We start from the raw sequence: 13,110 nt of genomic DNA on the forward strand, positions 1-13,110 counted from the left end.
TCCCTGTGAACCGAGCCGGAGAACTCATGGACATGCACGGGCACATGACCGACCGCCACCACGAACTGGGGCGCACCGACCCGGAGATCGCCTCGCTGGTGCACGCCGAGGAACGACTCCAGCAGGACACGCTGCGGCTGATCCCGAGCGAGAACTACGTCTCCGCCGCGGTCTTGGCGGCGACCGGGACGGTGCTCACCAACAAGTACTCGGAGGGCTATCCGGGCCGTCGGTACTACGAGGGCCAGCAGAACATCGACCCGATCGAGATCATCGCCCGCGAACGGGCGCAGGCGTTGTTCGGCGTGGATCACGCCAACGTGCAGCCGTATTCGGGCTCGCCCGCCAATCTCGCGGTCTATCTCGCCTTCGCCCGGCCCGGCGACACGGTGCTGGGCATGGCGCTGCCGATGGGCGGCCATCTCACCCACGGGTGGGGCGTGTCCGCGACCGGGACCTGGTTCCGCGGGGTTCGCTACGGCGTGCGTGCCGACACCGGGCGCACCGATCTGGACGAGGTGCGTGATCTCGCGCTGCGCGAGCGGCCGCGGATCATCTTCTGCGGCGGTACGGCGGTGCCGCGCACGGTGGACTTCGCCGGGTTCGCGGCGATCGCCCGCGAGGTGGACGCGATCCTGGTCGCGGATGTGGCGCACATCGCCGGGCTGATCGTGGGTGGGGTGCACCCGTCGCCGGTCGAGCACGTGGACGTGGTCTCCACGACCACGCACAAGACGCTGCGGGGGCCGCGCGGGGCGATGCTGATGTGCCGCGCCGAACATGCCAAGGCGATCGACAAGGCGGTCTTCCCGGGCCTTCAGGGCGGGCCGCACAACAACACCACGGCGGCCATCGCGGTGGCGCTGCGCGAGGCCGGTACGGACGAATTCCGGGCCTATGCACGGCAGGTGGTCGCGAACGCGAAGCGGTTGGGCGAAGAACTCGCGTCGCGCGGCTTCGAGTTGGTGTCGGGCGGGACGGACAACCATCTGCTGCTGGTGGATCTGACCCGGCGAGGGGTGGCCGGGAAGGTCGCGGCGAAGGCGCTGGATCGGGCGGGGATCGTGGTGAATTACAACACGGTGCCGTTCGACACCCGCTCGCCGTTCGACCCCTCCGGGATCCGGATCGGGACGCCCGCGCTCACGTCGCGGGGGCTCTCCGAGGAGCACATGCCGCTGATCGCGCGGTGGATGGATCGGATCGTGACGAGGGCGGCGGTGGGGTCGGAGGACGAGATCGCCGTGGTGCGTGGTGAGGTGCGGGAGCTCTTGGGCGGGTTCCCGGCGCCCGGGTTGCCTGTGTAGTCGGTTGCGTCGGGCGGGATTTGCCCGCCCGCCCACCCGTTGCCTCGGGTGTACAGGGCTGCGGATTCTTCGGCGGCGGTGCGCCTGACGAGGTCCGGGCGGCTTCGGGGTGGGTGGGGTCATCGGGCCTTGCGGGCCAGGTGTTCCAGCGGGGCTGCGGGCCACAGCGGGGCCTGGAGCGGGGTGCCGAGCTGTTCGGCCGCCCGGCGGACCGCGCCGGTGAGCAGAGCCAGGTCGGTGGGGCCCTTGCCGCCGCCCACGGGCGTGGGGCGGCGGGCCAGGCGGTTGCCCATCTCCTGCCACTCCTGGCGCACCACGGTGGGGCGCAGGGTGGCCGTGCGCGGCATCCGGCCGGTCACCCGTCCGCCCTGGAACGGGACGACGGCGCCGTCCCGCCCGCGCACGAAGCCGCGGCCGGGATAGTCCTCGTCCACCCCCGCCGCGTCCTCGACGTCGATCAGCACCCGCGAGGCCTGCGGGTCGTCCACCCGCAGGGCGATCCGCAGTTCGGCGCCCGCGGCGGCCTCGATCTCCGGCGTCCGGGCGGGCCGGCCGGTGGTCACCAGCAGGTGCACGCCGTGCGCGCCGCCGCGATGGGCCACGTCGGCGAGGCCCTTGACGAAGCCGGGGTACGCCTCGGCCAGCAGGTCTATGTCGTCCACCGCCACCACGAGCCGGGGCAGCGGCCGATCCGGACCCGGTCGGTACGTCTCGAACGAAGCGCCCCGCAGCAGCCCCTCGCGGCGGTCCAGTTCGTCTCGCACGGCCGCGATCGCATCGCCGGTGGCCGGGATCTCCGCGTCGGCGAGACAGCCCACCACGTGGGGCAGTTCGGAGAGCCCCTGGGGCCCCCGGACCAGCGCGATGGCGAGTTCGTCCGGCCGATTGGCCACCGCGAGCGAGCACAACACGGACGCCAGCAACTCGGAGCGGCCGGAGCCCGCGGCCCCGCCGATCACCACGTGCGGCCCGTCGGTGGACAGGTCCACGGTGACCGCGCCGCGGGCATCCGAGCCGAGCACCGCGCGCGGCGAGCGGCCCGCCTCGCGCCAGCCGGCGAGCAGCTTGGCGGGGGTGAGCAGGTCCAGGTTGAGCAGGTCGAGCAGCCGGACCGACTCCGGCAGCGGCGAGGTGACCCGCCGGGTGGCCTCGCGCAACGGCGCCAGGGCACGGGCGAAGCGGTCCGCCCACGCGGACGACACCGCGTCCGCGACCACGTCCTCCACCCGTCGGGTGCCCGGCCCGATCACATCGATCCGGGTGCCCACCTCGCCGGTGACGTGCGCGACCGCCGAGCACTGCACGGGCAACTCCTCGGCCCGCTCGTCCAGGCACAGCGCGTGTACGCCGGCCGCCGGCCCCTCGACCAGGAGCCGGACGATCTCCGGGCGGGCGGCCAGCCGGCCCGCGCCGTCCAGGACCACCACCGTGCGCCGGACCGGGACCCGCTCGGCGGTGTCGATGCGATCGAGCAACTCGCCCGCCCGCGCCTGCACCTGATCCGGTCCCAGGCCGACCAGGAGCCGGCAGTCCTGGCCTTCGCCGGGCCGCAGATGCGGCAGCCAGCGGGCCCAGGACCAGTCGGCGGCGGTGCCGGGGTCCGCGCACAGCACCACCAGCTCCACGTCCTGCGGTCCGTGCAGTCCGGCGATCTGGGCCACCACCGAGCGGGCCAGGCCCAGCAGTCGGGGCCGGTGGCCGGCCAGGCCGAGCACGGTGTCCTTGAGCGAGACGGTGACCGGGACCGAGAACGCGGTCAGCCTGCGTTCCTCGCCATCGGTGCCCGCGACGGTCGAGGGCTCCACCAGGGTCACCCGCGAGGGCAGGTCGCCCACCCCCAGGCGCACGGCGAGCGCCTCCGGGTGGCCGGCCCCACGTTCCCACAACCGACCCGCCGGGCCGGGCTCGCCGGTGGCCAGCGCGTCCAGCAACAGCGTCGCCGGGTCCGGCGACTGGTCGCGGCGCCAGCGGACCTCGTCCAGCAGCGCCGAGCGGGCCGCCGCCTCGATCGTCTCGCGCTCGGTCCCGGCGGTCCGGCGACGCAGCGCGAACGGGCGGCGCCGGCCCGCGCTCTCCTCGGGCAGTTCGAAGCGGGCCCGGGCGGGCACCGGCAGTTGGGCGCGGGCGGTGCGGCGCACCTCGATGTGTCCGCTGCCGTCGGCCCGGGCGCAGGCGCCGGAGGAGTCCTCGGGGGAGCCGTACGGCAGGGGCAGGAAGGTCTGCAGGGTGGATTCGCCGACCCGCAGCAGCGAGCCCGGCGGCAGGTCGACCGGTTCGCGGCCGATCGGCATCCCGTCGACGGTGGTGCCGTTGGTCGAGCCGAGGTCGGCGATCCGGATCCGGCCGGGCTCTATCCACAATTCGGCGTGCAGCCGGGACAGGTCGGGGTCGCCCAGTCGCACCTCGGCCTCGGGCGCGCGGCCGATCCGTACCCCGCCCTGGTGCAGCAGGTGCACGCCGCCCGCGTCCGGGCCGCCGACCACGCGCAACTGCGGGGAGCCGGCCGAGGGGGAGGGCGAGCCGAGCGCGTCGACGGTGATCAGCGCGCCGTCCACCAGCGGCGGCCGACCCACGGGGGTGTCGTCGCGCAGCCGGATGTCGCCCACCCAAAAGCGTTGGCCGTCGGTCCCGGAGGCGGTCCGCAGCGCGCCCGCGATTCCCGCGAACGTCGTCCCGGACGGCGCGGTGACGAGCACGTCGGCGCCCGGTCCGGTCCGCTGCGGGCCGTGCACGGTGAGCCGGATCTGCATGCGCGCCTCCCTCCTCCGAGCAGAAAACAAGAGGCATCCTCGCACCCGCGACCGTCATGTCGCCTACGGCCGGACAGACGACGGATCTTGTCCGAATTTCGACCGTAAGCGACCGAGTCGCCGGCGAATCGCCCGAACGTGATGCGGACACCCCGGACAGGCCCGGCCGCCCGTATCGCCGAGTATCGGTCCGACGACGTCGGAGGCAGGAACCGAACCGTACCTGGGGTCGATGCGTCCTCGGCCGTGTAGCGCCTAGGGTGGAAGGCAACCCGGCACCACCGCCCAGGTGGCGGACAGGACAGTGGGGAGCGTCGTGGACCGGCCGGTCGGCAGCAAATATCTGCTTCAGGAAACCCTGGGGCGTGGAGCCAGTGGCACCGTCTGGCGCGCGAGCGTGCGCGATTCCGGCGAGATCGTCGCGGTCAAGGTGTTGCGCGAGGAGTTGAGCACCGACCCGGACGTGGTCACCCGCTTCCTGCGCGAACGCTCGCTGCTGATGAATCTGCGCCACCCCAACCTCGTGCACGTGCGCGACCTGGTCGTCGAGGGCGAGACGCTCGCCCTGGTGATGGACCTGATCGACGGGCCCGACCTGCGCACCTACCTCCGCGAGAACGGCCCGCTGCCGCCGGCCGCGGCCGCCTTGACGATGGCTCAGATCTGCGACGCGCTCCGCGTGACGCACGCGGACGGGGTGATCCACCGGGACCTGAAGCCCGCCAACATCATGCTCGCCCGCAACGGCGACTCGCTCTACCCGATGTTGACCGACTTCGGCATCGCCCGCCTGGCCGACTCGCCCGCGCTCACCCGCACCCACGAACTCGTCGGCACACCCAGCTACGTGGCGCCCGAGACCGCCGAGGGCCGTCCGCTGACCCCGGCCGTGGACATCTACGCCGCGGGCGTGGTGCTCTACGAACTGGTGGCCGGGCACCCGCCGTTCCGGGACACCAACCCGATCGCGCTGCTGCACCACCACCTGACCGAGGTGCCCACCCGCCCGGCCGGCATGCCCGACGCCTACTGGCTGATCACCGAGCGCTGCCTGGCCAAGCGGCCGGAGAGCCGCCCGGACGCGGCGGGCCTGGGCCGGGCCCTGCGGCTGGCCGCCGACATCGTCGCCGGCGCCCGGCCCGACGACGGTTCGCTCGCGCAGGTGCTGGCCGCGAGCGCGTTCGGCGCGCAGGCCGCCGCCGACCCCACCCGCGCTCTTCCGCAGACGCAGGTCGGCTATCCGACGCCGCCGACCACACCGCCGCCCGTGTCGCCGAGCCCACCCCATGCGACCCGGGTGATGAGCACCCAGCCGCCCGGCTACCCGCAACCGCCGCAGCACTACCCGCCGCAGCCGGCCTACGCCGAGCCGGTGCAGCAGCATGCCCGGCCGGCCGCCACACCGCCGCCCGCCGACCCCGGACCTCCGCCACCGCCGCCGCGCTACCGCCGCGAGGAGGCACCCGAGCGCGAGCCGCGGCGCCGCGAACGCGTCGTCCGCGAACCACGCGAACCCAGGGAGCGCGAGCCCCGCGAACGCGAGCCACGCCGGCGGCGCGGCTTCCGGCTCACCAGCATCCCGGGCGTGGGCTGCACCATCGGCTGCCTGCTGCGGCTGGTGATCATGGCCGCGATCCTGTTCGCCGTCTACTGGTTCAGCCCGCTGCGCGACTGGGTGAACTCCGCTATCGACGGGTTCGATACCGTTCGAGGCTGGTACGACACCGTCAAGGACTTCGTCACCGGCGGCGACAGCGGCGGCGACAAGAAGAATTGACGCATAGTCATCCCCCATCGCCCGTGTCGAGGACGACCTCGTACACGCCGTCCTACCCGACGGTCCCCGTTTCCGGGAGCCGGCCGCGTAGGGTGCGGTCGGGGAAGTCCGCTGTGAGCACCACGCTCGCTGGGTCCACGGAGCTGCTTTGGCACGCAAGATCGGTAGCCGATACGTCGCCCTGAAGGTGCTCGGGCGCGGCGCCAGCGGGACCGTCTGGCAGGGCGAGGGCCCCGAGGGACCCGTCGCGATCAAGCTGCTGCGCGAAGACCTGGCGTCCGACCAGGTGTTGGTCGCCCGCTTCGTCCAGGAGCGCACCGCGCTGACCAGCCTGGACCACCCCAACATCGTGGGCGTGCACGACCTGGTCGTCGACGGCACCGACCTCGCGCTGGTGATGGACCTGGTGATCGGTCCCGACCTGCGCGCCCGGCTGGAGCGCGAACGCGTGCTCACGCCCCGGTTGGCCGCCGCGATCGTGGCCGACGTCGCGGACGGCCTGTCCGCCGCGCACGCCGAGGGCGTGATCCACCGCGACGTCAAACCCGAGAACATCCTGATCGACAACTCGGGCGGGGTCTCCCGGGCCCGACTCACCGACTTCGGCATCGCCCGTCTGGTCGACGCGCCGCGCCGGACCCGGGCCACCCGGATCATCGGTACGCCCGACTACCTGGCCCCCGAGATCATCGAGGGCCTGCAGCCGACCGCCGCCGTGGACGTGTACGCGCTGGCCACCGTGCTGTACGAACTGCTCACCGGATGGACCCCGTTCGGCGGCGGACACCCCGGCGCGGTGCTGCGCCGGCACGTGACCGAACCGGTGCCGGGCATTCCCGGGCTGCCCGACCCGCTCGCCGCGGTGCTCGCGTCCTGTCTGTCCAAGGCACCCGCCGCCCGGCTGACCGCCCGCGAGTTCGGCGAACGGCTGCGCTCCGCGCTGCCCGCGCTGATCGGCCTGCCCGCGTTCGACGTGCCCGACCCCAACGGGAACGTCGGCCGCCAGGACACCCCCGTGCCCCGCCCGGCCGGCGTGGTCCCCCTGGTCTCGGGCACCTCGGAGGCCGCCGACGGCAGCCGGGACACGCACACCAACCTGACCCGCCCGGTGTTCGACGGAGCGGCGCCGGTGCAGTCGCACCGGCGCAGTAAACCGGCCCGACGCCAGGGCGGTGCGCGTCGGCGGCTGATCCCGGTGATCTGCGGTGTGCTCGCCATCGCGGCGGTCGGTGCGGGCGCGGTCTGGTTCACCCGGGACGAGGGCACCCCGACCCGACCCGCCGGACAGACCTCCGGCGCCCCGCGGCCGATCCCGCCCGCGCCCGCCGACTCCGCGGGGCCGGGCACGGGGCGCGCCGCGGGCGGCTACACGTGGGCCGCGTTCGCGCCGCTGCCCGCCGCGCCGGTGCTGCTCCAGGGCGGCCCGGCGGTGACCCGTGCCGACGCCGAGCACAGCTACGTGGTGCAACGCGACGGCGAGGGCGCGCTGTGGTACCTCGGCAGCGACGGGCCCCGCTGGGGCGAGTGGCGCCGACTGCCCGCCTTCCGCACCGCCGACGATCCCGCCGTGGTCAGCGCCGCGCCCGGCCGGGTGGACGTGTTCGCGGTCGGATCGACCGACAAGCTGCTCTACCGCACGACGCTGGCCGACGGCCGCTTCGGCGAATGGACCAGGACGGACGCCAAGACCAAGCTCGGCGGCGCGCCCGCAGCGGTCGCCACCGGTGATCGCATCGACATCGTCGCCCGCACCGGCACCGACGGCCTGGCCGCCGGATCGCTCACCGGGGCCGGCTGGAGCGGTTTCACCACCGTGCCCAGCGCCGGCCGGATCGAGGCCGCGCCCGCGCTCACCGCCGGCGCCCCCGGCACGCTGGACGCGTTCGTGGTGCGCGCCGGCGACCACGCGGTGCTGCACATCCCCTTCGTCGAGGGCGGTTGGCGCGAGCCCGAGCGGGTCGGCCTGGCCGCCTCCGCCCGCCCGGCCGCCGCCTACAGCCAGGGCCGGGGCCTGGTCGTACTGGCCCGCGACGGCAACGGCCGACTGCTCGGCGCGGTGCCCGGCGACGGCGGCTGGCGGCCGGTCGACCCGAACACCGCCACCGCCGACGCCCCCGCCGCGGTGGCCGTCGGACCCGATCGGGTGGACGTGTACATCCGGGCCGACAACGGCCGGCTCCAGGCCGCCTCGTCGAGCCCCGACGCGGGCTGAGTCCGAGTCCGGCCCGCCGTCCACTTAGGATGGTCGCGTGGCTGCCGTTGATCCTTCCGAAGAGCTCAAGTCCGTCGAGTCGACCATGACGTCGATCGAGGCCGTCCTCGACCTCGACAAGATGCGGGCCGATGTGGCCGCGCTCAACGAAAAGGCGGCTGCGCCGGACCTGTGGGACGACCCGGAAGCCGCCCAGAAGGTGACGAGTCGTCTCTCGTTCCTCCAGGGCGAGCTGCGCCGGGTCGAAGAGCTGCGCCGGCGCCTCGACGACATCAACGTCCTGTTCGAGCTGGCCGAGGCCGAGGACGACGCGGACACCCGCACCGAGGCCGAGAACGAACTCACCTCGGTGCACAAGGCGGTCGGCGAACTCGAGGTGCGCACGCTGCTCTCCGGCGAGTACGACTCGCGCGAGGCGCTGGTGACCATCCGCTCCGAGGCCGGTGGCGTGGACGCCGCCGACTTCGCCGAGATGCTCCTGCGGATGTACACCCGCTGGGCCGAGCGGCACGGCTACCCGACCGAGGTCTACGACACGTCCTACGCCGAGGAGGCCGGCATCAAGTCGGCCACCTTCGCGGTCAAGGTGCCGTACGCGTACGGCACCCTGTCCGTCGAGCAGGGCACGCACCGCCTGGTGCGGATCTCGCCGTTCGACAACCAGGGCCGTCGACAGACCTCGTTCGCGGGCGTCGAGGTGCTGCCGGTCGTGGAGCAGAGCGACCGCGTCGACATCGACGAGTCCGAGCTGCGGGTGGACGTCTACCGTTCGTCCGGTCCCGGCGGCCAGGGCGTCAACACCACCGACTCGGCCGTGCGCATCACGCACATCCCGACCGGCATCGTGGTGTCCTGCCAGAACGAGCGCTCGCAGATCCAGAACCGCGCGTCCGCGATGGCGGTCCTTTCCGCCAAGCTGCTGGAGCGTCAGCGCCAGGAGGAGCAGGCCCGGATGAACGCGCTCAAGGGCGAGGGCTCGTCCTGGGGCAACCAGATGCGTTCGTACGTCCTGCACCCGTACCAGATGGTCAAGGACCTGCGCACCGAATTCGAGGTGGGCAACCCGCAGTCGGTGCTCGACGGCGAAATCGACGGTTTCATCGAGGCCGGTATCCGCTGGCGCAAGCAGCAGCAGACCGCCGCCGCGTAGTGCATCGGCGGGCGGCGCCCGCCTCGACAAAGACGGGGCGCAATAACCCGATTCGTGACCACGAGGGCCTCCGCGTATTCGCGGGGGCCTTCGTGGTATGCCGCGTTGCGCTTTCGTGCCGATTTTCTCGGCGAATCGGAATTACCCCCGCAACCCTCTCCGAACGCCCTTGACGCGGCATCCGCCCGGTTACCAGTCTGAACGGCGGCATTACCGCGACGCATCCGATCGGAGTCCGAGGCGCATCGACAGATGGCACGGACGCGCGCCGAGGTGATGCCCAACGGCGTTTGGGACCCCACCCGCGCCGGCGCGGACACGGGGATCTCATCCAACTGGGGGTTAATTGATGACAACCAAAATGCGCGTCCGGACGGCTCGGATAGCCGCCGCCGCGCTGTTCGCGGCGGGCGCGTCCTTCGCGGTCGCGGGCGTCGCGAGCGCGACGGACGGCGACGGGTGCGAGCAGACGCACACGTGCCCGGGCGGTGAGACCGCGGGTTCGACCAGCGGTACCACCGCCGGCGGCACCGTCGTGGGTGCCACCACGGGCGGCACCGTCGTCGGTGCGACCACCGGTAACACGACGTCGGGTTCGACCACGGGCAACACGACGTCGGGCGCGACGACAGGCAACACCACGTCGAGTTCGACCACGGGCAACACGACGTCGGGCGCGACCACGGGCAACACCACGTCGGGCGCGACCACCGGCAACACCACCTCCGGTTCGACGACCGGCAACACGACGTCGGGTTCGACCACCGGCAACACGACGTCGGGTTCGACGACCGGCAACACGACGTCGGGTTCGACGACCGGCAACACGACGTCGGGTTCGACCACCGGCAACACGACGTCGGGTTCGACCACTGGTAACACCACGTCGGGTTCGACCACCGGCAACAGCACCTCGGGCAGCTCCGGTGCGACCACCTCCGGTGGCGGCACCACGAGCGGTGGCAGCACCACCAAGGGCGGTTCCTCCGGCGGCGGCAGCACCTCGAAGGGCTCTTCGGGCGGCGGCAGCACCGGCGGTGGCAACACGTGTGACGCCACGCACGCCTCGGGCGGGCTCGACCTGAACTGCGGCGGCGACGGGAACACCCGCACCACCAGCGGCAACGGCGACCAGCAGAACGCCCCCGTGCGCGACTTCGGTGGCGGCGACACCGCTCCGGCGGCGCAGCAGCCCGCCAACAAGGAACTGGCCTCGACCGGTTCCGGCGCCAACATGGCGTTCCTGATCGTCGGCGGTGCCGCGATGGCGGCCGGTGGCTTCACCTTCACCGTCCTGCCGGCGCGACTCAAGCGCCGTCAGCAGGCCTCCGCGGCCTGAGCCGAAGACTTGTGCCCCGGCGCGGCGGTTCCGGGGCACTGAATCCGCCGTCCCGGCGTTCCGAGCCGGGCGCACCGCGTCATCGCGAGTGCGTCTGTGAAACGGTCGGCTCGGGATCACGGACGGTGGGCGGCACCGCGGTACGAGGCCGGGCCCTGGCCCGGCATCGAGAACGGGGCGCCCGCTCGGGTCGGTCCGTGTCGGACAGCTGCCGACAAGGCCCGATCCGGGTTCCGGAAGCTGCGGAACGCCGCTGTACAGCGCGAAGGCCCTGGGGGCACCCAGGGCCTTCGTGTCGTCTACGGCCTTCGTGTCGTTCGCAAGGGGCCGCGGGCGGGTCGATCACCCGCGCCGTGCCCGATCAGGCCCGGCGGCTCGGCCGCGGCAGGCTCAGCCGCCCACGCGGGCCACCAGCAGCGCACATACCAGGACCAGCAGTGCGATCGCCGCGAGCATCGCGGGGTTGAGTCCACCGGAGCGCTGGAGCCGTTCGCGGCTGGCCCGGCACGTCGGGCAGCGACCCTCCGCAACCAGGCCGGCGCAGTTCGCGCACACCAGGCGGTCCAAGGTCATCGCGACTCCTCCGCCTCGATTGCTCCGCTATCACGCATCGATACGCATAACGCTCACGACGCGATGGGAAGTTCCCGTCGCCTACCACTGTGCCGCTTACACTCACGGCATGGCCATGCCCGACGACCACTCTGTTCGAGCCTGGGCGCCCGGCTCCGGGCAGTGTGGTCCCTTGGCCACCTCTGTGCCCCCAGCCGTATGCCCTGCCCCCTACACTGGCGCACCGTGATGCAACCGTGATCCGATTCGACAACGTCAGCAAGACCTACCCGAAGCAGCCGCGCCCCGCGTTGCACGACGTCTCCCTCGAAGTGGAGAAGGGTGAGTTCGTCTTCCTCGTCGGGTCCTCGGGCTCGGGTAAGTCCACCTTCCTGCGGCTCGTCCTCAAAGAGGAGCGGCCGTCGCTCGGCAACATCTTCGTGGCCGGCAAGGACCTCGGCCGGTTGTCCAACTGGAAGGTGCCGGCTCTGCGCCGCCAGGTGGGCACCGTCTTCCAGGACTTCCGACTGCTCCCCAACAAGACGGTCTACCAGAACGTCGCGTTCGCCCTCGAGGTGATCGGCAAGCCCCGAGGCACGATCCGCAAGGTGGTACCGGAGGTTCTGGACCTGGTGGGGCTGGGCGGCAAGGAAGACCGCATGCCCGGCGAGCTGTCCGGTGGTGAACAGCAGCGCGTGGCGATCGCCCGTGCCTTCGTGAACCGGCCGATGATCCTCATCGCCGACGAGCCCACCGGCAACCTCGACCCGCAGAACAGCGTCGGCATCATGAAGCTGCTCGACCGGATCAATCGGACGGGCACCACGATTCTGATGGCCACGCACGACCAGGCGATCGTGGACCAGATGCGCAAGCGCGTCATCGAGCTGGAGCAGGGCCGGCTGGTCCGCGACCAGTCTCGCGGCGTGTACGGCTACCAGCACTGATCCACCGGACCACCACGGCGCGGCAGTCCGGCCGCGCCCCTAGCGACTAGGACATCATGCGCGCCCAGTTCGTCCTCTCGGAGATCGGAGTCGGTCTCCGCCGGAACCTGACCATGACGATCGCGGTGATCGTCAGCGTCGCGCTGTCCCTCACGCTGGCCGGAGCGGGTCTGCTGCTGCGCGTTCAGGTGAACGAAATGAAGGACTTCTGGTACGACCGGGTCGAGGTCTCGATCTTCCTGTGCGGCAAGAGCGACAAGGACGCCGGATGTGCGGGCGGCGAGGTGTCCAACGAGCAGCGCGAGGCGATCAAGGCCGAGCTCAGCCGGATGCCGCTCGTGGAGAAGACCTACTACGAGACCAAGCAGGAAGCCTTCCAGCACTTCAAGGAACAGAACAAGGAATCCCCGCTCTCCGGCAGCGTGACCGCCGACCAGCTGCCGGAATCCTTCCGGGTCAAGCTCAAGGACCCGACCAAGTACACGGTGGTGGCGAGCGCCTTCGCGGGCAGACCGGGTGTGCAGTCGGTACAGGACCAGCGCAAGATCCTGGAGCCGTTCTTCAAGCTGCTGAACAACGCACAGTGGGCCGCCATCGGCGTGATGGGCTTCATGCTTCTGGTGGCGATCCTGCTGATCGTCAACACGGCCCGGGTGTCCGCGTTCAGCCGTAGGCGGGAAACCGGCATCATGCGGCTCGTCGGCGCGTCGAATCTCTACATCCAATTGCCGTTCATCATGGAATCCGCCATCGCCGGGCTGCTGGGCGGTGCGCTGGCCTCCGGTCTGTTGAGCACCGGGTTCTTCTTCGGCGTCAAGAAGGGGCTCGGCCAGCAGTTCAACGCGTTCGAGTTGATCGGGTGGGGTCCGGTTCTGGCGACCCTGCCGCTCCTGGTCGTCTTCGGCGTGCTGATGTCCGCGATCGCGTCGTTCTTCACGCTGCTCAAGTACCTCAAGGTCTGACCCCCGGGATCCGGCCCGGATCCGCTTCGAAGGCCCTGTTCCGTGCGACGGGACAGGGCCTTCGAACGTTTGCACGCGGCCGGATGGGTTCGTATTACTTCCATACCGGTGTGG

Annotated in this window: 10 protein-coding genes; 7 read left to right on the forward strand and 3 right to left on the reverse strand. The window is 71.9% G+C overall.

Annotated elements, in window-relative coordinates:
• Window positions 1-26 precede the first annotated feature (26 nt).
• Window positions 27-1,307 carry a serine hydroxymethyltransferase gene (locus ACZOOI_RS18720; RefSeq protein WP_465276944.1) on the forward strand — a complete coding sequence of 427 codons (1,281 nt, stop codon included), beginning with the start codon at window positions 27-29 and terminating at the stop codon, window positions 1,305-1,307.
• A 119-nt stretch (window positions 1,308-1,426) separates the two neighbouring features.
• Here ACZOOI_RS18720 and ACZOOI_RS18725 read toward each other — a convergent pair whose 3' ends face one another.
• The gene (locus ACZOOI_RS18725; RefSeq protein WP_465276945.1) at window positions 1,427-4,057 is read right to left on the reverse strand and encodes an FHA domain-containing protein; all 2,631 of its coding nucleotides are present in this window, start codon (window positions 4,055-4,057) and stop codon (window positions 1,427-1,429) included.
• A gap of 289 nt (window positions 4,058-4,346) precedes the next feature.
• On the opposite strand from ACZOOI_RS18725, the gene ACZOOI_RS18730 reads away from it, so the two are divergent.
• The 3 genes from ACZOOI_RS18730 to prfB all read left to right on the forward strand — a co-directional run bounded on the left by ACZOOI_RS18730 (window position 4,347) and on the right by prfB (window position 9,196).
• Window positions 4,347-5,834: a serine/threonine-protein kinase gene (locus ACZOOI_RS18730; RefSeq protein WP_465276946.1), complete on the forward strand. Its 1,488-nt coding sequence runs from the start codon at window positions 4,347-4,349 to the stop codon at window positions 5,832-5,834.
• Window positions 5,835-5,982: 148 nt separating this feature from the next.
• Entirely contained in the window at window positions 5,983-8,046 is a 2,064-nt protein-coding gene (locus ACZOOI_RS18735) for a protein kinase domain-containing protein (protein ID WP_465276947.1), read from the forward strand.
• A 37-nt stretch (window positions 8,047-8,083) separates the two neighbouring features.
• Window positions 8,084-9,196, forward strand: coding sequence for a peptide chain release factor 2 (gene prfB, locus ACZOOI_RS18740; RefSeq protein WP_391589011.1), 1,113 nt, complete (start codon window positions 8,084-8,086; stop codon window positions 9,194-9,196).
• Window positions 9,197-9,538: 342 nt separating this feature from the next.
• Here the strand turns inward: prfB and ACZOOI_RS18745 are convergent, their stop codons facing one another.
• Window positions 9,539-10,243 (reverse strand): hypothetical protein, encoded by a 705-nt coding sequence (locus ACZOOI_RS18745; protein WP_465276948.1) that lies wholly within the window; start codon window positions 10,241-10,243, stop codon window positions 9,539-9,541.
• A 100-nt stretch (window positions 10,244-10,343) separates the two neighbouring features.
• On the opposite strand from ACZOOI_RS18745, the gene ACZOOI_RS18750 reads away from it, so the two are divergent.
• Complete coding sequence (locus ACZOOI_RS18750; protein WP_360307270.1) at window positions 10,344-10,535, forward strand: LPXTG cell wall anchor domain-containing protein; 192 nt, start codon at window positions 10,344-10,346, stop codon at window positions 10,533-10,535.
• 390 nt (window positions 10,536-10,925) lie between these two features.
• On the opposite strand, the gene ACZOOI_RS18755 is transcribed toward ACZOOI_RS18750, so the two are convergent.
• A complete protein-coding gene (locus tag ACZOOI_RS18755) occupies window positions 10,926-11,108 on the reverse strand; it encodes a hypothetical protein (RefSeq protein WP_465276949.1) in 183 nt (60 codons plus the stop codon).
• Window positions 11,109-11,344: 236 nt separating this feature from the next.
• Here ACZOOI_RS18755 and ftsE point away from each other — a divergent pair, with 236 nt between their 5' ends.
• Both ftsE and ftsX read left to right on the forward strand, forming a co-directional pair.
• The gene (gene ftsE, locus ACZOOI_RS18760) at window positions 11,345-12,034 is read left to right on the forward strand and encodes a cell division ATP-binding protein FtsE (protein ID WP_020553326.1); all 690 of its coding nucleotides are present in this window, start codon (window positions 11,345-11,347) and stop codon (window positions 12,032-12,034) included.
• Between the two features lie 56 nt (window positions 12,035-12,090).
• Window positions 12,091-12,996 (forward strand): permease-like cell division protein FtsX, encoded by a 906-nt coding sequence (gene ftsX / locus ACZOOI_RS18765; protein ID WP_465276950.1) that lies wholly within the window; start codon window positions 12,091-12,093, stop codon window positions 12,994-12,996.
• The last annotated feature ends 114 nt before the right edge of the window (window positions 12,997-13,110 follow it).

The sequence above is a fragment of the Embleya sp. L77 genome, from assembly GCF_055557415.1.